The following is a 23,214-nucleotide window of genomic DNA, read 5'->3' on the forward strand; positions in this document are numbered from 1 at the left end:
ACTCTCCTACGGCACCCGGTGCGTCCACTCCGGCGTGCTGAACTTCTCGGCCACCAGTTTCTCCGCCGCCGCCATATCCTGAGCACTGAGTTCCCCGGTGCGGGAGGGGAAGCGGTTGCGGAAGGCGTCGATAAGCGCGGCGATGACCTCCTCCCGGCTCACGCCGGTCTGCCTGCGGAGCGGGTCCACGCGCTTGGCGGCAGAGCGAATCCCTTTATCGGAGATCTTCACCTTTCCTATGCGCAGCACCTCCATCATTTTCTCGGCGTCAATGTCATAACTCATGGTGGTGTGATGCAGTACCGCGCCGGAAATACGCTTTTGGGCCGCGCCGCCGATTTTGCCGTGATCCGAGGTAATGTCATTGATCGGCACATACCAGGCGTTTACTCCCAGGGATTGCAGCCCGGCCAGTACCCACTGGTCGAGGTATTCATAGGACTCCACGTAACTTAATCCCCGCACGGCGGCCTCGGGGACGTAGAGGGAATAGGTCACGCAATTGCCGCCCTCCATGAACATGGCCCCGCCGCCGGAAATGCGCCGCACGGGAATAATACCGTATTTTTCTACGCCCTCCTGGTCTAATTCATTGGAATAACTCTGATAAGAGCCAAAGACCACCGCGCGATCCTCCCAATCCCACAACCGCAGGGTGGGGCCGCGCCGCCCGGCGGCGACCTCGTGGAGCAGGTATTCATCGAGAGCCACGTTCAGCGGCGTGGACAGCGGGCCGGGGCGCAGCACCTCCCACTCGTAATCGGTGAGGTGGGTGGCTCCCACCACCGCGCGGCGGGTGGCGGTGGCGATGTCCTTGGTGGAAAAGCCGTGGAGTTGGGCCTGGAGCGGCGCGAGGGCGGAATCCAGGCGCTGCTGCAATTCCTCGGTGGTTTCGGTGATCTTCGCGCCGGTCAGCGCCGTGGAGATGGCGGGGAATGCCTCCTCCGGTTCAAGGAAGAAGTCGCCGGAAATGCGAGCTTGGGTGATGTGCTGGCCATCCTCGGTGATGTCCGCGACCACGAGTTTTCCGCCGGGAACCTTGATCTCAAAGTGATGGTTGGTGGGCATGGTTTTCATAGTAGGAGGGTTGCGGGGTGGGTGGGGTTCACTCCCGTCACTCAGTGGCGAGGAAAGGTGCGGTGGTGGGGCTGGTGGGAATCACAGGGGTAACACAGTGGCGAGGAAAGGTGCGCTTCTTGCGCTGTGGGGCGGGAGTGATTCACACCAGTCACGCAGAGGTGGGGGAATGTGCTTATCGACGCCCTTCAGCGCCCCTCGAAGCGTCGATAAGCATGGCGCACCAACGCGCCCAAGAGAACCATGAGCACCCCACAAGCGCCCAGGGCGATGAGGGGCCGGGTACCCACCAGTGCCGATTCTCCCCAGGAGGGCAGCGCGGCCAGCCACAACGGCGTGGTGGCCAGAACGTCGCCACCCAGGGTGAGGGAGAAGATGGTGAGTACCACCGCGCCACCCAGGGTGAGGGCCACGGAAAACCGCACCACCAGCAGCAACCAGAGCAGAACCAATACCGCTCCGGTGGCGCACCACAGCGCGGAGCGCAGCAGCGCCACCCGTGGCGATTCTCCGGCGATCACCGTGAGCACTGCCGCAATGAGGCTCATCGCGGCGGTCATGAGCAGGGGAAATGACGTGAATGCGCCCCGAAAAGCCGGGTTGTGGGTGACCGATACCTGCCAGGCCGGTGCCGCCCCACCCCAGGCGAGGATCACCGTGATGGCGGTGCCCAGGGGCAGGAACATAAAGGTGGTGAGCCCGGTAAGAACCAGCGGAGGATACGTGAGGGCGGCATAGAAAAGCACGATGAGAGTGAGAATGAAGAGCGGATACACCCCGCGCCCGCGCGGCACAGCGAATGCCGCGCGCAGGGCACCGGCAAAAGTAATGCGGGGAGCTTGGCCGGGGTGGTACACCATGTGAGCGGGGGAATCGGGTGGGGAAGAGGGGAGCCGCCGAGGCCGAGAAACCCGAGTGGGTTCATATACCAGCGCCGTTCCCGGGGATAGCGTCGCAAGGAGCACACAGGCCAAGAAAACCGGCCATACGTTCACTGGTTGTTCTCCCGCGTCCAGCGGAACTAGGTTGGCGTGGCTCTGAAGGCTGGGGAGCAGGAGCCGCACCGCCCAGGCGGGCGGACATAACCACCACAGCGGGGATTCCGCGGACATCGTGCCCAGAACCTGCCACGCCACGGCGGCCAGTAGCGCGGGGATCAGCCCAGCGGCCTTGGCGAGTAAAAGAAACAAACCGAGAATACCCAGTTGCCCTAGCCAACACAGCAGCCCGGCTCGGAGAATCACAGAAGTACTGCTGTACCCCCGAGCCACGGCGAATACCCAGGTGGTGCCAAAAGAGAGGGTCAGGAACACCCCGATCAAACCGGCCAGCACCAGCAGTTGGGCCGTGCGCGGGGCCAAGGGAGCAATGGGCCGCCACGGCGTGCCCCCGGAACGGGTGCGCCGTTCTCGCTGCACTACCAGCCCGGCAAAGAGCGTGGTCAGGGGCGCGGCCATGCCGGTGATGTAGAGGCCCTGCCAGTTCAGCAGCGACTGGACGCTGGGCCCGGAAGCAGCGGAAACATACCAGCCGGAAACCCCGCTGAGCGCGCCGATGAGGATTCCTAGGAGGGGTAGCCACATCACGGAACTGCCCTTGGTGCGTAGCGTTTCCGCACGCAGGCAACGGAGAAGAAGCATCAGTTGTTCCCCTTTCCCGCCAGGGTCAAGGAAAGAAACCGAGACTCCAATTGCCCCGGAGGGGCGAAGTCGGCCAGGGTGCCGGAGTAGGCCGTGCGGCCCTGGGATAAGACCGTGAGGTCATCGGCCATGTGGGCCACCTCGTCGAGTTGGTGGGAACTCATCAGCACCGCGCCGCCGCGTGCGGCCCACTGGCGCAGGAACTCCCGTAGTTCCACGGTGCCCTGGGGGTCAAGGCCGTTGTGGGGTTCGTCGAGAAGCAAAACCTCCGGCGAACCCAGCGTGGCGATGGCTAGCGCCAGACGGGCTTTCATGCCGGTGCTGAATGCGGACGTGTGCTTGCGAGTATCGGGTAGGTCCACGGTGCCCAGGGCTCGGTGGGCTTCGCTGCGGGGCAGGCCAAGCAGGTGACAATGAATCATGAGGTTATCCACCGCGGAGAGGTGTGGGTAGAGCGCGGGGCCATTGATACTGGCGCCGATGTGACGCAGGCTGGCCCGCGTGCGTGGTTTTCCCAGGACGGTGACGGAACCGGAATCGGGGGTGATAAGCCCGAGCATGGCACGGTAGGCCGTGGACTTGCCCGCGCCGTTGCGCCCCACGAGGGCGTGGACGCGACCGCGCCGGGCGGTGAGGTGGAAGCCGCACAGGATGGGCGTGCCGCCGAGATTCACGGCGAGATCCCGGCAGGAGAGGGCGGAATTATCTATCATGCCGCCGATTCTGGCGGGGAATCGTGGCCGTGAGATCCCCGCCGAGGGGGAAATATGGGCGGAGATTTATCCCCCTGGGGGAGGAGCGCCGAGGCTTGCCCGATGAGCGAGCAGCACCAACGCCACACGGTTGCGGCAGTGGAGTTTGGCGAGCAGGTTCGAGACATGGGTTTTTACCGTGGCAGGGCCGATAAAGAGTTCTTGGGCGATCTCCGCGTTGGTATGGCCCGCCGCGATAAGGGAGAGAATATCGAGTTCGCGCGGAGTGAGCAGGCTTAGACCCTGGCGTTGCTGTGGCGATAACTCCGATACCCCGGCCACGGCCTGCCGGTATGCGCGGAAAAGGTGTCCGGTGGCCCCGGAACTGAGTACGGACTCGCCGCGGGCTACGGCACGGATAGCCTGGGTGAGTTCCTCCGGTTCCGCGTCCTTGAGCAGGAACCCGGCGGCCCCGGCCTCAATGGCTTCCCGCATGAGGGATTCCTCATTAAAAGTAGTGAGGATCAGCACCGTGATTCCGTGTTCCACCAGGGCACGGGTGGCCTCAATGCCGGTGACCTTGGGCATACGAATGTCCAGTACCGCGACGTCGATGAGGTGCTGGCGCGCGGCATCGAGGGCCTGGGAGCCATCGTGGCAGGTGGCCACCACGGTGATGTCCGATTCCGCGCTCACAATGGTGCTTAGCGCGGAGGCCAGCAGTGGTTGATCGTCCGCGATGAGGACGCGCAGAGGATTAGTCATGGGATACCTCCGCGAGGGGTAGCAGCGCCGATACTCGCCAGCCGTCTGCGGTGGGGTGGGCGTGGAACTCACCGCCCAGGGATTCGGCCCGCTCCCGCATACCAACGACCCCCACCCCCGTACCGGAGGAACTTGGCTTCGGCGCGCCGGTGCTGGTGATGGTCAGGCGCAGGGCGCGCGGCTCCCGCGTCAGGCGATAGTCCACGATGGTGCTAGGCCCCTGGTGACGCAGTGCATTGGTGAGAGCCTCGGCGCTGATTCGGTGCAGTGCCAGGGAATGTTGCGCTGGGAGCGTGGAAAGAATATTCGGTGGATACTCTGCCTTAATCGCCAGTCCCGCCGAGCGGAACCGTTCGAGGGTTTCCGCCAGGGTGCTGGGGTGCGCGACGGTCTCATGGACATTACGCAGCGTGGCGACAATCCCGCGCACCTGGGCGAGGGCCTCCGTACTGACTTCGCGTATGGTGCGCAGGGACTCCACGGCGGCAGTGGGATTGACGCGCGAGGCCACGATCCCCGCCGAGGATTGCACGGTAATCAACGTGAGGTTATGGGCCAGGACGTCATGAATCTCCTGGGCGATGAGGACGCGCTCGTGTTGGCGGGCGGCGGCCTGCGCGGCGGCGGCCTCCTGTGCCCGGTGGTGTTCCTGGTGGCGGCGGTACAGCGCCCACAGGTAGGCCAATCCCAGGAGGAGCCAGTGCAGGGCTAGGGTGGCAAGAAAGCTGGTCCCGGAGCGGTAGCGTAGATCGTTCGTCTCGGCGAAAACCCACATGGCGGGGCTAAGAAAGCTGCCCGAGAGGCAGAACAACAGAACACCCACCCCCACGCGGCGGTCCCCCAGGTACCGGGTGGTGGAATACACCGCCAGCGGAGCGGCGAAGAGATAGGGCGGTATGCCGGTATTGGCGGGCAGCGCCACCAACACGGAGGCCGCCCACCCGGCAAGCAGCGCGAGGAGCGCCAGGGCGGCGGGGAGCACGTGGGTGCGCCAGAGGAGGAGCGCCGGCACGAAGCCCAGCGCGAGCACCGCCTGAGCGCATAACACCGGGGTGGGGTGTTCCACGGCGATGAGGAGATAGACCAGTGCCGTGAGCGCCCCGAGTCCGCCCAGGGCGGCGTCGCCCCACTTAATCCCCATCACCCGTGCCTTCCACGAACTGCGCCAGATACCGTCCGGTGGTGGTGCCGGAGGCCGCGAGGCGGGCGGGGGTACCGCTAAACACCACCTGGCCACCCTGGGAACCGGCACCGGGGCCGAGGTCGATCACGTGATCCGCCCGCGCGATCACGGAGAGGGAATGTTCCACCACGATCACGCTGATTCCCTGATCCACCAGGCGATCCAGCACGTTCACCAGGTTCTCCACGTCCGCCAGGTGCAGGCCGCGCGAGGGTTCGTCCAGGATGTACCGGGTGGCTTTGTCCGCCATGTGAGTGGCCAGTTTGAGGCGCTGGCGCTCGCCGCCGGAAAGTTCCGTGAGTGGCTGACCAAGGGTGATGTACCCCAGGCCCACGTCGTTGAGCCGCTGGCAGATCTTGGCGGCGGCCGGAACCTTGGATTCCTTGGCGGCAAAGAACTCTGCGGCCTGGGTGGCGGAGAGTTCCAGCACGTCCGCGATGGTGAGGCCACCAAAGGTGTATTCCAGCACGGATTCCTCGAAGCGGCGGCCCTCGCAGACCTCGCACGGGCTGGCCACCCCTGCCATGATTCCTAGATCCACGTAGATCACGCCCGCGCCCTTGCAGTGGGGGCAGGCACCGTCGGAGTTGGGGGAGAAGAGCCCGGGTTTGACGCCGTTGGCCTTGGCAAAGGCCTTGCGGATGGGGTCGAGCACCCCGGTGTAGGTGCCGGGGTTGGAGCGGCGGGACCCCTTGATGGCGCTCTGGTCGATGTACACGGTGTGCTCGTCGCGCGGCAGGGAGCGCACCAGGGAGGATTTGCCGGACCCGGCCACGCCGGTGATTGCGGTGAGCACGCCCAGGGGAACGTCCACGTCCACGCTTTGGAGGTTGTTGTGCCGCGCGCCGCGAATTTCTATAACGCCCTGCGGCTCGCGCACCTGGGCCTTCAACCGGCCGCGATCAAAAAGGTGCTGGCCGGTGATGGTGCCTGCGGCCTCCAGGCCGGAGACGGGGCCGGAATAACACACCGTTCCGCCCTGGGTACCGGCTCCCGGCCCCATGTCCACCACGTGATCGGCCGTGAGAATGGTCTGCGGATTGTGCTCCACCACCAGCACCGTATTGGACTTATCGCGTAGGCTCCCCAGCAGCGCGTTCATCTTCTCCACGTCGTGCGGGTGCAGGCCCGCGGTGGGTTCGTCGAACACGTAGGTGATGTCCGTGAGCGCGGAGCCCAGGTGGCGCACCATCTTGGCGCGCTGCGCCTCACCCCCGGAAAGCGTGGCGGTGGTGCGATCCAGGGTGAGGTACCCCAGCCCCACGGAAACGAAATTATCGAGGGTGGCGCGCAGGGCGTCGATAAGCGGCGCGAGGTTGGGGTGCTCTAGCCGCGCGGCCCACTCGCGTAGTTCCGTGATCTCCATGTTGCACAGATCCGCGATGTTTTTGCCCTCGATGGTGGATTCCAGGGCGTGCGGGGCCAGACGGGTGCCGCCGCAGGCGGGGCAGGCGATAAACGTGACGGCGCGATCCACAAAGTCGCGGATATGTTTTTGCATTCCCTCCCGATCCTTCGCCAGCATGGAGCGCCGCAGGCGGGGCAGGAGGCCCTCATAGGTCATGTTCATTCCGGCTATTTCCATCTTGGTGGGTTCCTTTTCTAAGAACTCCGCCATTTGCTCCTTATTAAAGGAACCGATGGGCTTATCCGCCGGGAACAGGCCGGATTCCGCGTACATGCGATACGCCCAGCCGCCGGTTTTATAACCGGGTACCTTGAGCGCGCCGTCCTGCAAACTCAAGGAGGAATCAAAAACCTCATCGAGGTCAAAGTCCGTCACGCGGCCCGTGCCATCGCACTCCGGGCACATTCCGCCGGTGCGGTGAAAATCCTGGCGCTCCTTTTTACCCCCATTGACGGACATCGCCCCGGAGGCGCTCACCGAGGGCACGTTAAAGGAATACGCGCCGGGTCCGCCCGCGCTCGGGGTGCCCATGCGGGAGAAGAGGATGCGCAGCATGGCGGTGGCGTCGGTAGCCGTGCCCACCGTGGAGCGCGGATTGGCCCCCAGCGGCTCCTGATCCACCACGATGGCGGTGGTGATCCCCTGGAGCACGTCCACGTCCGGCCGGGGTAGGGAGGGCATAAACCCCTGGACAAAGGAGGAATACGTCTCATTGATCAGCCGTTGCGATTCCGCCGCGATGGTGGAAAACACCAGCGAGGACTTCCCCGAACCGGACACCCCCGTGACCACCGTGAGCGTGCGTTTGGGCAGTTCCAGATCGACTCCGCGCAGGTTGTGCTCGCGCGCGCCGATGATCCGAATGGTCTGGTGGAGGTCGTTTGTGGCCATGCCCGCGATCCTACTAGGTGGGTGGGACGGGCTATGTTCGATAGATATGTCTGATACTTACGACGCCACCCCGGCGGACACCCAGCCCGAAAGACCCCCGCGCCCAGGGCGCACCCGTGCCTTTCTGCGGGAGGTGACCTACCCGCACAGCATTCATCCGGCCCTGGTGCCCGGCGTGAGCGTGGAGGATCAGAAGATTCGCTACCGCATCGACCGCCCCATCACCCTCAGCGTGGGCGGCCTAATCCTGGCGTTCGTGGCCTGGGGCGTGCTCGCGCCGGAGCAGGTGCTGCGCGTCTCCACTGCCGCGCTGGACTGGGTCATGCTCAACCTCGGCTGGGTATTCAGCAGCCTGGCGATCGGCCTGGTGGTATTCCTGTTGGCCCTGGCGCTGTCTCGGTATGGCCGTATCCCCCTGGGACTCGACGGCGAGGAACCGGAATACTCCACGCTCTCCTGGGCCGCCATGCTCTTTGCCGCAGGCATCGGCATCGCCATCATCTTCTTCGGTCCGTTTGAGCCGATGAGCTTCTACCTCAGCCCCCGCCCCGGGGCTTACGACGCCGCCTCCGACGACGCCGTGCTGGGTGCGCTCGCCCAATCCGCCCTACATTGGGGGATGAACGCCTGGGCGATCTATGCGGTGGTGGGGCTGGCGGTGGGCTACGTTTCCTACCGGCGTGGGCGCGTGCCCCTGATGAGTTCCATTCTCATGCCGCTCCTGGGGAACCGCCCCACCACCTCCGTGCCCGCGCGGATCATCGACTCGCTGGCGATCATTGCCACGCTCTTTGGCACCGCCGCCTCCCTGGGTATCGGTGCCCTGCAAATAGGCACCGGGGTGGAGGTGGTCAGCGGTTGGTCGCGTGAGGGAAACGCACTGGCCATCGCGGTGATCGTGGTGCTGACCATCGGCACCATCGCCTCGGCGGTATCCGGGGTGGCCAAGGGAATCCGTTGGCTCTCCAATATCAACCTCGTGTTGGCGTTGGGCCTGGCGCTCTTTTTCTTCATCGTCGGCCCCACGGCCTTCCTCATCAATATGCTGCCCGGCGTGTTGGTGACGTACCTGGGCTCCGCGCCGGACATGTTGGCGGCCAACATGGGGCAGGGGGAGGATATGCAGCAATTCCTTTCCAGTTGGACCACCTTTTATTGGGCGTGGTGGGTATCCTGGTCACCCTTTGTGGGGGTATTCGTGGCCAAGATTTCCAAGGGCCGCACCATCAGGCAATTCGTATTCGGTGTGCTTTTTATCCCCTCCACCATCATTATTCTGGCCTTTAGCATTCTGGGCGGCACGGCGATCTGGTTGCAGCGCCGCGACGGGAGCATCGCTCCCGGCAACGACCCCGCAGCGTTGCCCAACCCGGAACACATCTTCTTTGTGGTGCTCGATCACCTCCCCGGGGCGCAGATCGTGGCGCCCATCGTGATCGTCATGCTGGCGGTATTCTTCATCACCACCGCGGATTCCGCCTCCCTGGTCAATTCCCAGCTCTCCCAGCAGGGAAACCCGCAGCCGCGCCGTGCGGTTACCGCGTTCTGGGCGCTGTGCATGGCGGGAATCGCCGTGGTGATTCTGCTCAGCGGTGGAGATAACGCCTTGAAGGGACTGCAAAACCTCATTACCATCACCGCCTTGCCCTTTGCCCTGATCCTGGTGGGAATGGTGGTGGCGCTCCTGCGGGAACTGCGCCACGATCCCGCCGCGATCCGGCAGGACTATCAACGCCGCGCCGTGGCCAACGCCGTGGTGCACGGGGTGCGGGAATACGGGGATAACTTTGCCCTGGCCGTGGAACCGAGCCGGGAGGAGGAGTATGCCACGGGGGCGGACTTCGACTCCGCTGCCGAGGAGGTGGTGGAGTGGTACGCGCGCACCGATGAGGAGGGTAACCGCGTGGGCTATGACTATGAGACGGGGGAGTATCTGGAGGAGCCGAACGACGGGCCGAATCGGGGCTGAGGCTTTGCGCCTGGTTGGGAGTTGGGTTTCTTAGGGGTGGGGTCGGGGGTAACGAGGGGGTATTTTTGGGTGTGGCCTTGTGTGCGGGGGAGGTGGTGGCTCCGGTGGCCGCGCCTGCCGGGGTGGCCTGGGGTTATAGGAGAATCTGCGGGTGGGGCTGGAATATCCTATGATTTGTACTAAAAACTTTAGAGGAAAGTATTGTGTCATTATTTCCCTCCGTGTATCGTCATGTTCAGCACTCGAAAGTATGGGTGCAATCCAGCCCAAGTTGGCGGTCGGGTGCCGCCCCAAGTGTTAGGAGGTTGCCGTGGTGAAGAAAAAGATTGCGGGAACTATGATCTCCATTGGACTTGTCTTTGGCATATTGGTGCCAGTGGTTCATGCAGAAGAATTGGTGTCTGATTCTGTGGCGGAGACTGATTATGCAGGATATGATTCCGGCGTCTTGAAGGAGGTGAGGGAAAATTCTAACTCCCGTCCGTTCCGGTTCCTTTCTGTGGGTAAAAAGATAGCCCACCCGTATGGTGGAGGAAGATGGGAATATGGATTCTGGCAAGACAGGGTTCGATCCTATTTCAATCATTCCAGCCGGTGTCATGGAAGTACCGTGGTGCTGAATGGGCATAAGGTGCGAAGTATAGATACTGCTCCTGGGAAGTTTTCGGATGCCTCTAAATGGGCCTATAACCTTCCCAATTCTCGCGATGAGTACTACTATAGATTCTGCTGACTAGATGGCGGTCGGGTCGTGCTTGTGTGGAGTGCGGCTTGGCCGTTTATTTTTACTGTTGCTAGCAGTAGGGGTATTTCTTTTATGGGTAGATATATTCAGCGGGTAGTTATTATTCTGTGCGGGGTTATCGTCGCTGCTATTGTCTCCATGCTGGCGCTTCTGGTAACGGAACTCGATGATAGAAATGCCGCCCTCGCGCTTAATCCCGCCTATATTGCGGAGATCGACTTCTCTGAGAGTGATGTTCCGGCGGCCCGGGCGCACAAGCGCCTGGTGGAATTGAACGAGGAATGGGGGCTTGGCCTGGTGAAGCCGCTTCGTCGTTCCACATCGGAGACGTTTGTGTTCTTCGAACATGGTGCGGAGGGGATACCGGGGGAGGTTCCGCGCATGGACGGTTCCGTCTCCGCCGCCGCCTCGGTAGCGGCGCTGGAACATTCGGTACCGGGTGGCGTTTACCTCGTGTTAGAACGTGGCGCTGACTTGGAGGGCTTTTCTCACGGGCTCCGTGAGATGGGCGCGGAACTAAGCCGCGTCGAGGAGGTTTCGGTGGGCGGTATCTTCCGCTTTTACCTGGTGCAGCAGCCGATGATTTTGTTCTCCATTTTCGCCCTGCTGCTCTTGCTTGGGGCCCTCACGGTGTACTGGGTGGGAGTGCGGGGGAGGCGCCGCCAGCAGGAACTATTCTTTGGGCAATCGGCCCGTTTGATCATCGCTCGGGACGTTCTCACCCTCACGCTTCCTTTTGTTCTGGTGCTGGCATTGGGAGGGGCGGTGCTCTTTTTCTCCGTGGATTCTCCCTTTCATCGGGCGGTGCTGCTGGTAGTGCTAAAGATCTATCTCTTCCTCATCGGTGCGCTTCTCACCCTTCTGTTCTTTGCTCTGTGGATGGTTAGGCCCCGGGTGAAAGCGGCGGGGAGCCGCACGGCGTGGATGGAGCGGCTGCGTCCGCTTATCTTCCCATCGAAGGGGCTGGCCATCGCGTGTATTCTCTTGGCCTTTCCCTGGGTGATCTTGGCCTATTCCGATTCCACGTCGGCGCGGCGGGCGCATGACATCGCCTACCGTATTGAGCCCTTTGCCGGATTCGGTGTGGTGGATATGCCCAACGAGGATTTTGAGAATAATCTTGCCGATTTTGGCGAGGTAGTCCTGGATTTGCAGCGGGAAGGCTCTGCGGTGTTCAGTTACCTGGCTCCGCCCATGTCCGTGGGGCTATCGGAAGAGGATAGCGCGCTGGGCTTTGCTAATACGCCGTGGTTGGAGGCGGTGGATTTTTCCGGCCGGGTGGATAGCGATGAGGTGGTGACCTGGGCGGGGTTGCCGCAAAAGTATCGGGAAAGTATCCCGGCGGAGATTTGGCTGCGGGAGAGGGATACCCCGCCGGAGGAGTGGAGGTATCACATCGTGAGGTCCGGTTCCGGAATTGGAATGTTATTGCCCAATATGAGCGGGGTGGAGTTGGTGCACGATATGGTTTTGGTGGAGGTGCCCAGCATTGCGGACTTTAACGATAGTTTCCTCACCTCCGCGCTATCTATGGGGAATATCGTGGCGAGGGATATAGACGAGGCATACCGCGCGCGGGATAGCAGTGAAATTGGGGAGTATATTTCCGTTTATTATATTGGAGAGAACGCCATGTACATCGCTAAGATGTTGGAGTATCGTGAGCGGATCATGGTTATTTCTTTCGTGGTTCTTGTGATTGCTTTTGTGGTGTTGCTTCTGAGTGTGGCGGCGGTTGATTCGGCGCTTAACGCCAGGCGGAATATGCTGCGCAATCTCGCGGGCTATTCCCTGTGGGGAATATCCCTGTCTTCTGTACGCGCGGACATGATCGTGATTTCCTTGTCGATGGTGCTTTCTGCGGCGGTAGCCGCGATCTTTGGAAATCACGGCATTGTTTTTCTTCCCGGCGTGGCGGTCGGCCTCACGCTCGTCTCCGTATTGGTGTATCTGGTTATGGCAAAGAGGACGGTCGCAGCCGCCATGCAGAGGAAGATCTAAGGAAAGGGGAGAATAGACATGATGATTCGCGGCGAGGAATTAGGATTCTCCTTTGGGGATAAGCGGGTGTTTGCGGGGATAAGCGTGGAGGTACATCCCGGCGCCATCACCGCCTTGGTGGGGCCCAGCGGCAGCGGAAAGACCGTTCTGCTGCACACCCTGGGCGGTATGATCGCTCCCGATCAAGGGGCGGTGTACGTGGACGGGGAGGAGGCCTCGGCGTGGCCCGATTCCCGCAGGCTCCGTTTCTGGCGGGAGTCTGCCGCCTTTATCCAACAGGATTATGGCGTGGTGGAGGAGGAAAGCGTGGCCTTTAATATCACCATGCGCAGTTCCCTGTGGGGCCGCACGATCATTCCTGATCGCCCCAAACTCGAAGAGGCGCTAGAGCGCGTGGGATTGACAGGCCGGGCAGCGGAGACCGCCGCGCGGCTGAGCGGTGGGGAAAAACAGCGCGTGGCCATTGCGCGGGCGCTGTATAAGGGGGCCCGGGTGTGGTTTGCCGATGAGCCCACGGCCTCGCTGGATGCGGATAACCAGATGCTGGTGCGCACCTTGTTCCGGGAGGCGGCGGAGAGCGGGGCCGCGATCATCGTGGCCACGCACGATCTGGACTTTGCCCGCAGTTGCGAACAGCGCGTGCAACTGGCTTCACGGCGATAAAGTCCCAGGAGAAAACCGCCCCTAAGCCTCCTCGGCCTCTAGGAAGCGCTGCCACTTTGGCCACTCGCGGGCGGACTGCAGGGCCCCGCGATCAAAGGAGCCCTGCAATTTCTTCCCGTTGAGTTCCGTGGAGGCCACCAGCCTGCCGGAGGGGAAGAAGAGGTAGGCCCGTCCCTGCTTTTTCAGCTCCATAAGCCGCGCGATGGTGCGGTTATATCGGGTGTGGCGGGTAATCAGTCGCTCGGCCACCACGGGGTAGTCGCTGAGCAGGTTGCGCAGCAGTCCCGGCCGCTTGATGGGGGCCTTGGTGTAGCCGCGCGGGTGGGTGAGCACCACGAAGAAGCGGGTGTAGCCGTCGGCCTCGGCAGCGTCGAGGGGAATGCCGCCGGAGGGGCCAAGCGCCCCGTCCACGTAGGAGACGCCGTCGATCTCTGGCAGGGGCATGAGCAGCGGCAGGGTGGAGGAGGCTCGGGTGCAGGCCAGGAGGGATTCGGCGCTGTCTACGTCGGAGCGTCCCCAGTACACGGAGCGCCCGGAGTGGGCCTGCACCGCCCCGATGCGGAACTCGGTGGCGTTGCGGGAGATGGCGTCATAATCCAGCGGGCCGGGCAGGTTGAGGGTGGGGGCACGGCCGTAGATGTACTCGGCGTTGAAGTAGCCGCGTCCGCGCAGCAGGGAGGCCATGCCGCCAAATTGGGGGTCGGCGGCAAAGTCCACAAAGCTGTGACGGGCGCGTTCGCGCTCGCCGGAAAGGTAGTTCACGGTGTGGGTGGCTCCGGCGGAGATCCCGCCCACCCAGCCAAAGCGCACGTCCTCCGCCAGCAGCCTGTCTACCACTGCGGCGGTGTAGGAGGCGCGCATTCCACCGCCTTCGAGGACGAGTGCGGTCTTGGGGGCGTGAATCGTCATGGTGTTCCACGGTACCCGTTTGGGCGCCGCAAGGTAGCACTTTGCGGCCGCGGGCAATGATCCCGCTCACAGCAAACAAATACCCGTGCAGGTGGGTAACGTAAGGCAGAACTAAGGGGTACATTGCCTTGTATGACCTCTTCCACGGCTCGGGTGAGCACCGATCGCCCCGCGCGCTATGCCAAGCAGATGGCCGATCACTTTGGCCGCAAGATCACGGCTCATTGGGACGAGGGCACCGGCCAGGGGGCGCTGATCTTTGATAACCCCGAGCGCCCGGTGCGTGGCGAGGTATCCCTGGTGGCGGGCGAGGGGGTGTTGCTCATGCACCTGGAATCTGAAACGGAGGAGCAGTGCGCCACCTTGGAAAAGGTGGTGGCCATTCACCTGGTGCGCTTTGGCCGCAAGGATGAGTTGGCGGTGCGGTGGCGGCGCGCCGGGGGTGAGGAGGGGAGCGCCTGGGGAGTGGAGGATCTGGATTAACGGGGAGTTTCGCCTACAATAACGGCGAGAAAGACATCAAAAACACGGGTGCCCGGAGATCGACCGGGCTGAGATGTTGCTGCAAGTAACAAACCGTATGAACCTGATCCGGTTAGTACCGGCGCTAGGGAGGATAAATATGGCTCATCGTGTGCAACAATGGCGCGTGGTGGACATCGTGGTGGCCGCCGTGCTGGGCCTGGCTTGCGGGCTGATCTTTGTGGTGTGGAACCAGGCGGGCACGCTGTGGCTGGAGGCGATGAACGCGCTCACCCCGGGGCTGGGTGGCCTGGCCACGGGCGTGTGGCTGATCGGCGGGGTGATCGGCGGGTTGGTGATCCGCAAGCCGGGGGCGGCGCTGTTCACGGAGCTGCTGGCGGCGGTGGCCTCCGCGCTGCTGGGCAGCCAGTGGGGCTGGTCCACCGTGTACTCCGGCCTTGCGCAGGGCTTGGGTGCGGAGTTGATCTTTGCGCTCTTTATGTATCGCTCCTTCAAACTCCCCACCGCCATGCTGGCGGGCGTGGGCGCGGGCATCGGTGCCTTTATCTTGGAACTGTTTAGCGCTGGTCACCTGGCGCGCTCCCTGGAATATAACGTGATTTACCTGGTGTGCCTGATCATCTCCGGGGCGCTGCTGGCCGGTGCCCTGGGCCACTGGCTGGTCAAGGCCCTGGCGCGCACGGGGGCACTGGATCGTTTTGCCGCCGGGCGCGAGGTGCGCGGCACCGTATGACGGCGCGTGGCATGACGGAACAAGAACAACGAGGCAGAATCCGCGCCCGGAACTTCTCCTGGCGGCACGCCACCCGCAGACAACCGGCGCTGCGCGGCATCGACCTGGATATTTCCCCCGGAGAGAGGATCATTCTCACCGGGGATTCCGGTGCGGGCAAGTCCACCCTGCTCGGCGCGATCGCCGGGCTGCTCGGCGGCGAGGAGGATGGTGAATCCGCAGGCGCTCTGGAGGTTGATGGCGTGGTGGGCCTGGTTCTCCAGGACCCGGACTCCCAGGTGATCTCCAGCCGCGTGGGCGATGATGTGGCCTTTGGCTGCGAGAACTTGGGTGTACCCCAGGAGGAGATATGGCCCAGGGTGCATCGGGCGCTCGACCTGGTGGGCCTGCGCCTGCCGCTGGACACCCCCACCCGCTATCTCTCCGGCGGGCAAAAGCAGCGCTTGGCCCTGGCCGGGGTGGCGGCGATGGGTGCGGACGTGGTGCTTCTCGATGAACCCACGGCCAACCTTGACCCGCAGGGCTGCGGGGAGGTGCGGGGGGCCGTCGATAAGCTGGTGGCGCACACCGGGGCCACGGTGCTGATCGTGGAACATCGCCCCGAGCTGTGGCGCGACCTGGCCACGCGTTGCCTGCACTTGGGGGAGGACGGGATACGGGAGATCACCCCGCAGCAGTGGCCGCGCCGCCCGGAGTTGGCCCCGGCCCGCCCGCAGGCGCGGGAGAACCCCGCGCTGCTGCGCACCGAGGGGATCGTGACGGCGGCGGGCCCGGCCCCCGACCTGGCGCTGCCGCGGGCGGCCTCCACGGTGATCACCGGCCCCAACGGCGTGGGAAAGACGCAACTGGCGATGGTGCTGGGTGGCCTGGACGCCCCGCGCGCCGGGCGGCTGCACCTGCACCCCGACCTCGCCCAGGGGCTGAGCACCCCGCCGCATCGCTGGCGCTCCAAGGACCTGGCGCGGCGCATCGGCACGGTGTTTCAAAATCCCGAGCACCAGTTTGTGGCCCGCACGGTGGAGGAGGACCTGCTGGTGGGCGGGCCCGCTGAGCGCGCGGAGGAGCTCATGGCGCGGCTGCGCTTGGGGCACCTGCGCAAGGCGAACCCGTACACGCTCTCCGGCGGGGAGAAGCGCAGGCTATCCGTGGCCACGGCCCTGATGGGAAGCCCCTGCCTGCTGGTGCTCGATGAACCCACCTTTGGGCAGGATACGGGCACCTTTGTGGAACTCACGCTGCTGCTGCGCGAACTCACCGAGCGCGGTACCACGGTGGTATCCATCACGCACGACGCGGACTTCGTGCGCACCCTGGGCGATCACCACGTGGAGATCCCCGCGCGCGTCGATAAAGCCGCCGAGGAGGAGCAACGATGAACCTGCTGCGTGGCGTCAATCCCGTTACCCGCGTGGCCGCGATGATGGTGGCCACCACGCCGCTGCTGCTCAGCCTGGACTGGCTCTCCGCGCTCGTGGCGATCATAGGCACGTTCCTGCTCGCGCCCCTGTGTGGCGTGGGCTGGGGCGCGCTGCTGCGCCGCAGCCTGCCGCTGCTGCTTATCGCCCCGATCACGGGTATCTCCATGCTGCTGTATGCGCGCCCCGGAGGGCGGGAGTATTTCTCCTTCCTCGCCATTCACATCACGGATAATTCCCTGACGCTTAGCCTCGCCATCGTGCTGCGCGTGCTGGCGCTGGGCCTGCCGGTGATGGTGCTCTCCGCCCGCGTCGATCCCACGGACCTAGGCGATGGCCTCGCGCAGGTGGCGCGCCTGCCCGCGCGCTTCGTCATCGCCTCGGTGGCGGCCACCCGCCTGCTTACCCTGGTGCGAGACGATGCCGCCTCGCTGCGCCGTGCGCGTCGCGCGCGCGGGGTGGCCGATCGCGGCCGGATACGCGGGGCGTTCACCCTGCTCTTCGGCCTGTTGGTCTCCTCGCTGCGGCGCGGCACTAAACTCTCGGTGGCGATGGAGGCGCGCGGCTTCGGGCGCGCGGGTGTGGAGCGTACCTGGGCGCGCCCCTCCACGGTGGGGCGGCGCGATGCGGCGGCGCTGCTGGCCTGGGCGCTGCTGCCCGCCGTGGCCCTCGGGTGCGCCTGGCTTGCCGGTACGTTCCGCCTGCTGGGGGTGGCATGACCCGCGTGTGGCTTATCGACGGCCCCTCCGGCTCCGGCAAGACCACCTACGCCACGGCGCTGGGGCAACGCCGGGGGCACCGGGTGGTGCACCTTGACGATTTCTATCCGGGGTGGTCCGGCCTGGCGGCCGGGGCGCGCATGGTGTCCGAGTGCGTGCTGCACCCGAGCGCGCCGGGGTATCGCCGCTGGGATTGGGAGCGCGATCGACCCGGCGAGTGGGTGGCGCTGCCGGTGGGGGAGCCACTGATCATTGAGGGTGTGGGCGCGATCACCCAGGCCTCGGTGGCGGCGGCGCGGCGCCTGGGGGAGGTGCGTACCGTGTGGGTGGACGCCCCGGAGGCGGTGCGCCGCGCCCGGGCCCTGGCGCGGGATCCCTATTACGAGCCGTGGTGGGAGATGTGGGCCAGCCAGGAGCGCGAGCACTTCCGGGCGATAGCGAACATGGACGTGGACGAGAGGGTAGACAATGGATAATGAGCGGATCATTCGCATCGCCGCCGTGGTGCTGCGCAACGAGGCCGGGGAGGTGCTCACGGTGCGCAAGCACGGCACGGAGGCTTTTATGTTTCCCGGCGGCAAGGTGGAACCGGGGGAGCCGACGCGGGCTGCGGCCCGCCGGGAGATCGCGGAGGAACTGGGCCTTGACCTGCGGGAGGAGGATCTGACCTCGCTGGGGGAGTTGAGCGCCCCGGCAGCCAACGAGCCCGGATACACCGTGCGGTGCGCGGCCTTTGCGTGGCGGGGAACGCTTGACCAAGCCCCCGAGGTGCGCGCGGAGATCGCGGAGGCGCGATTTTATTCCCCGGAGTCCCGCTCCCCGGAGATCGCCCCGCTCACCCGGGACGTGGTTTTCCCCTTGCTGTTAGATAGGGAGCGGGGAAATTAAGATGTAGCGGCCTTCACAGACTATGCTGTCTGAAAAATAGTAAGGAGGCAGCATGGTTCGAAGAAGGATCATCGCCCTGCTGGCGGCGATGAGCATAGCGGGAGGGGGATTGGCGGCCTGCGGTTCCGATGACCCCACGGATTACATCACCGCTAGCGGGTCAGAACCACAGAACCCGCTGCTGCCCGGAATGACCAACGAGACCGGCGGCGGCCGCGTGATCGAGCTGATCTATTCCGGGCTGGTGTCCTACGACGCTTCAGGCGAACCCTATAACGAGGTGGCGGAGTCCATCGAGTCCGAGGATGGTCAGCACTACACTATTCGCCTCAAGCAGACCTCCTTTGCCGATGGCACCCCGGTCAAGGCCCAGAACTTTGTGCGCGCCTGGAATTACGCGGTGGCTAACTCGCAGACCATGGAATACGCCTTTGAGGGGGTCGAGGGCTACGAGGAGGGAATCGAGGAGCTGCCCGGAGTGCAGGTGGTGGACGATTATACCTTTACCGTGGCGCTCAAGCAGGTGCAGCGGGACTTCCCCGTGCAGCTGGGCTACCAGGCGTACTACCCGCTGCCGGACGTGGCCTTTGAGGACATGGAGGCCTTTGGCCAAAACCCCGTGGGCAACGGTCCCTACCGCGTGAGCGCGTGGACGCACTATGACAACATCAAACTGGTGCCCAACGAGCACTACCGGGGCGCCCGACAGGTGCACAACGACGGCGTGAAGTTCATCTTCTACGCCACCCAGGACGCGGCCTACGCCGACCTTTTGGCCAATAACCTCGACGTATTGGAATCACTACCGGATTCCGCCTTTGCCACCTACGAGCAGGAGCTAGAGGGACGCCAGGTAAACCAGCCCGCCGCGATCTTCCAGGGATTTGTCATCCCCGAGCGCCTGGAGCACTTCTCAGGGGAAGAGGGGGCTTTGCGACGCCGCGCCATCTCCCGGGCGATCAACCGCGAGCAGATCACCGACCTCATCTTCGAGGGCACCCGCACCCCGGCCACGGACTTCACCTCGCCCACCATTCCCGGCCACTCCGATGACCTCCCCGGTGCGGAGGTACTGGAGTACGACCCCGAGGAGGCCAGGCGGCTGTGGGCGCAGGCGGACGCGATCTCCCCGTGGAGCGGGGAGTTTAGCCTCGGGTACAACGCCGATGGCGGGCACCAGGCCTGGGTGGACGCGGTGACCAACCAGTTGCGCAACACCCTGGGCATCGAGGCTGTGGGCAAGCCCTACCCGGACTTCAAATCCCTGCGCGATGAGATCGGCAACCGCGCCACCAGCGGGGCCTTCCGCGCCGGCTGGCAGGCCGATACCCCCATGCTGAGCGACTTCCTGGTGGCTATGTACACCACCACCGGCGGCTCCAATGACAGCGATTATTCCAACGCCGAGGTGGACAGGCAGGTGGCCCTGGGCAAGGCTGCCGAGACCACGGAGGAGGCCAACGAGCACTACAACCTCGCCCAGGAGCAGTTGCTCAAGGATCTTCCCTGCATTCCGCTGTGGTATTCCAACACCGTGGGCGGGCACAGCGAGAACGTGAGCGACGTTTCCTTCGCCTGGACCTCCCTGCCCGTGATGGAGGAGATCAGGAGGGTGGAATCATGATCCGCTACTTGGGCCGTCGCCTGCTCCACATGATCCCGGTGTTCTTTGGAGCCACGTTCCTGCTCTACGCCCTGGTATTCCTCATGCCGGGCGATCCCGTGGCCGCCCTGGGTGGGGATCGGGGCCTGAGCGATGCCGCCCGCCAGGCCATCGAGGAGGAATACAACCTGGACAAGCCCTTCCTGGTGCAATACCTGCTTTACCTCAAGGGCATACTCACCCTGGACTTTGGCACCACCTTCTCCGGCCAGCCGGTCACGGAGGTCATGGCCAGGGCCTTCCCCGTGACCATCGTGCTGGCCGTGATGGCGTTGATCTTCGAGGCCGTGCTCGGCGTGCTCTTCGGCGTGATCGCCGGGGTGCGCAAGGGCGGGATCTTTGATTCCACGGTGCTGGTGCTCTCCCTGCTCGTGATCGCGGTGCCCTCCTTTGTGATCGGCTTCGTGCTGCAATTCCTGGTGGGCGTGAAGTGGGAGTTGCTGCCCGCCACGGTGGGCAGCAATGAGTCCCTGGTGGCCCTGATTCTCCCGGCGGTGGTGCTGGGTTCCCTCTCCTTCGCCTACGTGCTGCGGCTCACCCGCCAGTCCGTGAGCGAGAACTTGCAGGCGGATTACGTGCGCACCGCCAAGGCCAAGGGGATCAGCTCGTGCCGGGTGATGACGCACCACGTGCTGCGCAATTCCCTCATTCCCGTGGTCACGTTCTTAGGCGCCGATCTGGGTGCGTTGATGGGCGGGGCGATCGTCACCGAGGGCATCTTTGGCATCAATGGCGTGGGTGGCGCGATCTACCAGGCCATTCTCAAAGGCGAGCCCACCACCGTGGTCTCCATCGCCACGGTGCTGGTGATCGTGTATATCCTGGCCAACCTGCTGGTGGACATTCTGTATGCCGTGCTCGACCCGAGGATTCGCTATGTCTAATTACCCATTCCAAGAGCATTTCGTGGCCGAGGCGGAGGCACCGGCGCAGGCCCCCGGGGCGTCGAAAAGCGACGACGCCGGGAACGCCCCCTCCTCCCAATGGGCGGTGGCCTGGCGGCACCTGCGGCGCAGGCCGCTGTTTTGGGTCAGCGCCACCCTGATCCTCGGGGCGGTGCTCATGGCCGCCTTCCCGCAACTTTTTAGCTCCGCAGACCCGCGCGCCTGCGATCTCGCACGCTCCCTGGCGGGCCCGGAATCCGGCCACATCTTTGGCTTTGATCGCCAGGGCTGCGATATTTACGCCCGCACCGTGTATGGGGCGCGGGCCTCGGTGCTGGTGGGAATCCTCACCACCGTTGTGGTGGTGCTCATCGGAACCACCGTGGGGGCCGTGGCCGGGTACTTCGGCGGCATCGCGGACACGATCCTTTCGCGGCTCACGGACGTATTCTTTGCCGTGCCGCTGGTGCTGGCAGCCATCGTGGTCATGCAGATGTTCCGCGATCACCGCACCATCATCACGGTGGTGATCGTGCTGGGACTCTTTGGCTGGACCAGTATCGCGCGCATCACGCGCGGCACGGTGATGAGCGTGAAGAACGAGGAATACGTGACCGCCGCCCGCGCAATGGGGCAGCCGGGGTGGAAAACCCTCATCACCCACATCGTGCCCAACTCCGCCGCGCCCATCATCGTCTACGCCACGGTGGCCCTGGGTACCTTCATCGTGGCGGAGGCCACGCTCTCCTTCCTGGGCATCGGGCTGCCCACCACGGTGGTGTCCTGGGGCGGCGATATTTCCGCGGCCCAGGCCAGCCTGCGCACCAAGCCGATGGTGTTGTTCTACCCCGCGGCGGCCCTGGCGCTGACCGTGCTGAGTTTCATCATGATGGGCGACGTGGTGCGCGACGCCCTCGACCCGAAGGCGAGGAAGCGATGACCCCTCAACCCCTCTTGCAGATCAGCGATCTCCACATCACTTTCGCGGCCGCCGCCGGTGCCGTCCACGCCGTTAAGGGAGCCAACCTCACGGTGTACCCCGGGCAGTCCGTGGCCATCGTGGGGGAATCGGGCTCCGGCAAGTCCACCACCGCGATGTCCGCGATGGGCCTGCTGCCCGCCAACGCCCGGATCACCGGGGGTACCGTGCTCTTTGAGGGCAAGGACGTGACCCACCACACCGAGCAGCAGTGGCAGCAGTTGCGCGGCCGAAAGATCGGCCTGGTGCCCCAGGACCCCATGAGCAACCTCAACCCCGTGTGGCGCGTGGGCCATCAGATCGAGGAGGTTCCCGGCGAGCACGACGTGGTGGCCCTGCTGGAGGAGGCTGGACTGACCGAGGCCGCCCGCCGCGCAAAGCAATTCCCGCACGAGTACTCCGGCGGCATGCGCCAGCGCGCGCTCATCGCGATGGGCCTGGCGGCGCGCCCCAAGCTGCTCATCGCGGACGAACCCACCTCCGCCCTGGACGTGACGGTGCAAAAGCTGATCCTGGATAACCTGGAGACGCTCACCAAGGAACTGGGCACCGCCGTGCTCTTTATCACCCACGACCTCGGCCTGGCCGCCGAGCGCGCCGAACACCTGGTGGTGATGAATGGCGGAAAGGTGGTGGAATCCGGGCCCAGCCGCGAGATCCTGGCCAACCCGCAGCACCCCTATACCCAGCGCCTGGTGCAGGCCGCCCCCGCCGTGGGCACCCCCGGCGAACCACGCCACCGCCCGGGGGAGGAGAAGGTGATCAGCGTGGAGAACCTGACCAAGGACTTTGGCAAGAACCGCGCCGTGGACGACGTTTCCTTTTACGTGCGCACCGGCACCACCACGGCGGTGGTGGGGGAGTCCGGCTCCGGCAAGTCCACTGTGGCCAACATGATCCTGGGCCTGTTGCAACCCACCTCCGGGATCGTGCGGTATAAGGGGAAGAACCTCGATGAACTCTCGCGCCGCGAGAAGTTCGAGATGCGCCGCCGCATGCAGGTGGTGTTCCAGAACCCCTACGGCTCCCTCGACCCCATGTACTCCATTCAGCGCTGCATCGAGGAACCGATGAAGATCCACGGCATCGGCCGCAAGCAGCGGGCGCAGCGGGTGGGCGAACTCTTAGAGATGGTGGCCATGCCGCGCTCGACGGCGCGACGCTACCCCAACGAACTCTCCGGCGGGCAACGCCAGCGCATCGCCATCGCCCGCGCCCTGGCGCTGGAACCGGAGGTGATCGTGCTGGACGAGGCCGTCTCCGCCTTGGACGTGGTGGTGCAGGATCAGGTGCTCAGCCTGCTGGGCAGCCTGCAAGAGGAACTGGGGCTTTCCTACCTCTTTATCACCCACGACCTCGCGGTGGTGCGTCACACCGCCGATGACGTGGTGGTCATGCGCGGCGGGAAGATCGTGGAACGCGGGGCCACCGAACAGATCTTCCGGCACCCCGAGCAGGAGTACACGCGCAACCTTATCGACGCCGTGCCGGGCTGGGGGTAGGGGCG

At 64.4% G+C, this 23,214-nt stretch carries 21 protein-coding genes and 1 riboswitch; of the genes, 14 read left to right on the forward strand and 7 right to left on the reverse strand.

Going from position 1 to position 23,214, the window contains the following annotated elements; translation table 11 throughout:
• Positions 1–6: 6 nt before the first annotated feature.
• From OLW90_RS04135 to OLW90_RS04160, 6 genes are all read right to left on the reverse strand, one after another.
• Positions 7–1,068: a lipoyl protein ligase domain-containing protein gene (locus tag OLW90_RS04135; protein WP_413464535.1), complete on the reverse strand. Its 1,062-nt coding sequence runs from the start codon at positions 1,066–1,068 to the stop codon at positions 7–9.
• 197 nt (positions 1,069–1,265) lie between these two features.
• Positions 1,266–2,717, reverse strand: a complete 1,452-nt coding sequence (locus OLW90_RS04140; RefSeq protein ID WP_319651496.1) for a hypothetical protein — start codon at positions 2,715–2,717, stop codon at positions 1,266–1,268.
• Complete coding sequence (locus OLW90_RS04145) at positions 2,717–3,430, reverse strand: ABC transporter ATP-binding protein (protein ID WP_319651497.1); 714 nt, start codon at positions 3,428–3,430, stop codon at positions 2,717–2,719. Before OLW90_RS04145 ends, OLW90_RS04140 begins: the two co-directional genes overlap by 1 nt.
• Before the next feature lie 66 nt (positions 3,431–3,496).
• Positions 3,497–4,174: a response regulator transcription factor gene (locus tag OLW90_RS04150; RefSeq protein ID WP_319651498.1), complete on the reverse strand. Its 678-nt coding sequence runs from the start codon at positions 4,172–4,174 to the stop codon at positions 3,497–3,499.
• The gene (locus tag OLW90_RS04155) at positions 4,167–5,315 is read right to left on the reverse strand and encodes a sensor histidine kinase (protein WP_319651499.1); all 1,149 of its coding nucleotides are present in this window, start codon (positions 5,313–5,315) and stop codon (positions 4,167–4,169) included. The genes OLW90_RS04150 and OLW90_RS04155 overlap by 8 nt, the downstream gene beginning before the upstream one ends.
• Complete coding sequence (locus OLW90_RS04160) at positions 5,305–7,656, reverse strand: excinuclease ABC subunit UvrA (protein WP_319651500.1); 2,352 nt, start codon at positions 7,654–7,656, stop codon at positions 5,305–5,307. Before OLW90_RS04160 ends, OLW90_RS04155 begins: the two co-directional genes overlap by 11 nt.
• Before the next feature lie 46 nt (positions 7,657–7,702).
• Between OLW90_RS04160 and OLW90_RS04165 the strand changes: the two genes are divergently transcribed.
• The 4 genes from OLW90_RS04165 to OLW90_RS04180 all read left to right on the forward strand — a co-directional run bounded on the left by OLW90_RS04165 (position 7,703) and on the right by OLW90_RS04180 (position 13,034).
• The gene (locus OLW90_RS04165) at positions 7,703–9,625 is read left to right on the forward strand and encodes a BCCT family transporter (protein ID WP_319651501.1); all 1,923 of its coding nucleotides are present in this window, start codon (positions 7,703–7,705) and stop codon (positions 9,623–9,625) included.
• A 310-nt stretch (positions 9,626–9,935) separates the two neighbouring features.
• Positions 9,936–10,358 (forward strand): lactococcin 972 family bacteriocin, encoded by a 423-nt coding sequence (locus OLW90_RS04170; protein WP_319651502.1) that lies wholly within the window; start codon positions 9,936–9,938, stop codon positions 10,356–10,358.
• Between the two features lie 150 nt (positions 10,359–10,508).
• Positions 10,509–12,371 (forward strand): hypothetical protein, encoded by a 1,863-nt coding sequence (locus tag OLW90_RS04175; protein WP_319651503.1) that lies wholly within the window; start codon positions 10,509–10,511, stop codon positions 12,369–12,371.
• 18 nt (positions 12,372–12,389) lie between these two features.
• Entirely contained in the window at positions 12,390–13,034 is a 645-nt protein-coding gene (locus OLW90_RS04180) for an ABC transporter ATP-binding protein (RefSeq protein WP_319651504.1), read from the forward strand.
• Between the two features lie 21 nt (positions 13,035–13,055).
• Here OLW90_RS04180 and OLW90_RS04185 read toward each other — a convergent pair whose 3' ends face one another.
• The gene (locus OLW90_RS04185) at positions 13,056–13,943 is read right to left on the reverse strand and encodes a patatin family protein (protein ID WP_319651505.1); all 888 of its coding nucleotides are present in this window, start codon (positions 13,941–13,943) and stop codon (positions 13,056–13,058) included.
• 132 nt (positions 13,944–14,075) lie between these two features.
• Here OLW90_RS04185 and OLW90_RS04190 point away from each other — a divergent pair, with 132 nt between their 5' ends.
• From OLW90_RS04190 to OLW90_RS04235, 10 genes are all read left to right on the forward strand, one after another.
• Complete coding sequence (locus tag OLW90_RS04190; protein ID WP_319651506.1) at positions 14,076–14,426, forward strand: DUF2218 domain-containing protein; 351 nt, start codon at positions 14,076–14,078, stop codon at positions 14,424–14,426.
• 34 nt (positions 14,427–14,460) lie between these two features.
• Positions 14,461–14,574, forward strand: a riboswitch (TPP riboswitch).
• The gene (locus tag OLW90_RS04195) at positions 14,566–15,159 is read left to right on the forward strand and encodes an ECF transporter S component (protein ID WP_319651507.1); all 594 of its coding nucleotides are present in this window, start codon (positions 14,566–14,568) and stop codon (positions 15,157–15,159) included. (Overlaps the previous riboswitch by 9 nt.)
• The gene (locus OLW90_RS04200) at positions 15,156–16,535 is read left to right on the forward strand and encodes an ABC transporter ATP-binding protein (RefSeq protein WP_319651508.1); all 1,380 of its coding nucleotides are present in this window, start codon (positions 15,156–15,158) and stop codon (positions 16,533–16,535) included. The genes OLW90_RS04195 and OLW90_RS04200 overlap by 4 nt, the downstream gene beginning before the upstream one ends.
• Complete coding sequence (locus tag OLW90_RS04205; protein ID WP_319651509.1) at positions 16,532–17,293, forward strand: energy-coupling factor transporter transmembrane component T; 762 nt, start codon at positions 16,532–16,534, stop codon at positions 17,291–17,293. The genes OLW90_RS04200 and OLW90_RS04205 overlap by 4 nt, the downstream gene beginning before the upstream one ends.
• Positions 17,290–17,769, forward strand: a complete 480-nt coding sequence (locus OLW90_RS04210; protein WP_319651510.1) for a hypothetical protein — start codon at positions 17,290–17,292, stop codon at positions 17,767–17,769. The genes OLW90_RS04205 and OLW90_RS04210 overlap by 4 nt, the downstream gene beginning before the upstream one ends.
• Complete coding sequence (locus OLW90_RS04215; protein WP_319651511.1) at positions 17,762–18,181, forward strand: NUDIX domain-containing protein; 420 nt, start codon at positions 17,762–17,764, stop codon at positions 18,179–18,181. Before OLW90_RS04210 ends, OLW90_RS04215 begins: the two co-directional genes overlap by 8 nt.
• Positions 18,182–18,233: 52 nt before the next feature.
• Positions 18,234–19,805, forward strand: a complete 1,572-nt coding sequence (locus OLW90_RS04220; RefSeq protein WP_319651512.1) for an ABC transporter substrate-binding protein — start codon at positions 18,234–18,236, stop codon at positions 19,803–19,805.
• Positions 19,802–20,728, forward strand: coding sequence for an ABC transporter permease (locus tag OLW90_RS04225; protein WP_319651513.1), 927 nt, complete (start codon positions 19,802–19,804; stop codon positions 20,726–20,728). The genes OLW90_RS04220 and OLW90_RS04225 overlap by 4 nt, the downstream gene beginning before the upstream one ends.
• Positions 20,721–21,668, forward strand: coding sequence for an ABC transporter permease (locus tag OLW90_RS04230; RefSeq protein WP_413464487.1), 948 nt, complete (start codon positions 20,721–20,723; stop codon positions 21,666–21,668). Before OLW90_RS04225 ends, OLW90_RS04230 begins: the two co-directional genes overlap by 8 nt.
• Positions 21,665–23,209, forward strand: a complete 1,545-nt coding sequence (locus tag OLW90_RS04235; protein WP_319651515.1) for an ABC transporter ATP-binding protein — start codon at positions 21,665–21,667, stop codon at positions 23,207–23,209. The genes OLW90_RS04230 and OLW90_RS04235 overlap by 4 nt, the downstream gene beginning before the upstream one ends.
• The last annotated feature ends 5 nt before the right edge of the window (positions 23,210–23,214 follow it).

It is taken from the genome of Corynebacterium sp. 21KM1197, assembly GCF_033783015.1.
Lineage (GTDB): Bacteria > Actinomycetota > Actinomycetes > Mycobacteriales > Mycobacteriaceae > Corynebacterium.

Excerpts from the sequence above, each read along its gene's own strand:
- OLW90_RS04135 (WP_413464535.1), bottom strand. The coding sequence starts at position 1,068 with ATGCCCACCAACCATCACTTTGAGATCAAGGTTCCCGGCGGAAAACTC.
- OLW90_RS04140 (WP_319651496.1), bottom strand. The coding sequence starts at position 2,717 with ATGCTTCTTCTCCGTTGCCTGCGTGCGGAAACGCTACGCACCAAGGGC.
- OLW90_RS04145 (WP_319651497.1), bottom strand. The coding sequence starts at position 3,430 with ATGATAGATAATTCCGCCCTCTCCTGCCGGGATCTCGCCGTGAATCTC.
- OLW90_RS04150 (WP_319651498.1), bottom strand. The coding sequence starts at position 4,174 with ATGACTAATCCTCTGCGCGTCCTCATCGCGGACGATCAACCACTGCTG.
- OLW90_RS04155 (WP_319651499.1), bottom strand. The coding sequence starts at position 5,315 with ATGGGGATTAAGTGGGGCGACGCCGCCCTGGGCGGACTCGGGGCGCTC.
- OLW90_RS04160 (WP_319651500.1), bottom strand. The coding sequence starts at position 7,656 with ATGGCCACAAACGACCTCCACCAGACCATTCGGATCATCGGCGCGCGC.
- OLW90_RS04165 (WP_319651501.1), top strand. The coding sequence starts at position 7,703 with ATGTCTGATACTTACGACGCCACCCCGGCGGACACCCAGCCCGAAAGA.
- OLW90_RS04175 (WP_319651503.1), top strand. The coding sequence starts at position 10,509 with ATGCTGGCGCTTCTGGTAACGGAACTCGATGATAGAAATGCCGCCCTC.
- OLW90_RS04180 (WP_319651504.1), top strand. The coding sequence starts at position 12,390 with ATGATGATTCGCGGCGAGGAATTAGGATTCTCCTTTGGGGATAAGCGG.
- OLW90_RS04185 (WP_319651505.1), bottom strand. The coding sequence starts at position 13,943 with ATGACGATTCACGCCCCCAAGACCGCACTCGTCCTCGAAGGCGGTGGA.
- OLW90_RS04190 (WP_319651506.1), top strand. The coding sequence starts at position 14,076 with ATGACCTCTTCCACGGCTCGGGTGAGCACCGATCGCCCCGCGCGCTAT.
- OLW90_RS04195 (WP_319651507.1), top strand. The coding sequence starts at position 14,566 with ATGGCTCATCGTGTGCAACAATGGCGCGTGGTGGACATCGTGGTGGCC.
- OLW90_RS04200 (WP_319651508.1), top strand. The coding sequence starts at position 15,156 with ATGACGGCGCGTGGCATGACGGAACAAGAACAACGAGGCAGAATCCGC.
- OLW90_RS04205 (WP_319651509.1), top strand. The coding sequence starts at position 16,532 with ATGAACCTGCTGCGTGGCGTCAATCCCGTTACCCGCGTGGCCGCGATG.
- OLW90_RS04210 (WP_319651510.1), top strand. The coding sequence starts at position 17,290 with ATGACCCGCGTGTGGCTTATCGACGGCCCCTCCGGCTCCGGCAAGACC.
- OLW90_RS04215 (WP_319651511.1), top strand. The coding sequence starts at position 17,762 with ATGGATAATGAGCGGATCATTCGCATCGCCGCCGTGGTGCTGCGCAAC.
- OLW90_RS04220 (WP_319651512.1), top strand. The coding sequence starts at position 18,234 with ATGGTTCGAAGAAGGATCATCGCCCTGCTGGCGGCGATGAGCATAGCG.
- OLW90_RS04225 (WP_319651513.1), top strand. The coding sequence starts at position 19,802 with ATGATCCGCTACTTGGGCCGTCGCCTGCTCCACATGATCCCGGTGTTC.
- OLW90_RS04230 (WP_413464487.1), top strand. The coding sequence starts at position 20,721 with ATGTCTAATTACCCATTCCAAGAGCATTTCGTGGCCGAGGCGGAGGCA.
- OLW90_RS04235 (WP_319651515.1), top strand. The coding sequence starts at position 21,665 with ATGACCCCTCAACCCCTCTTGCAGATCAGCGATCTCCACATCACTTTC.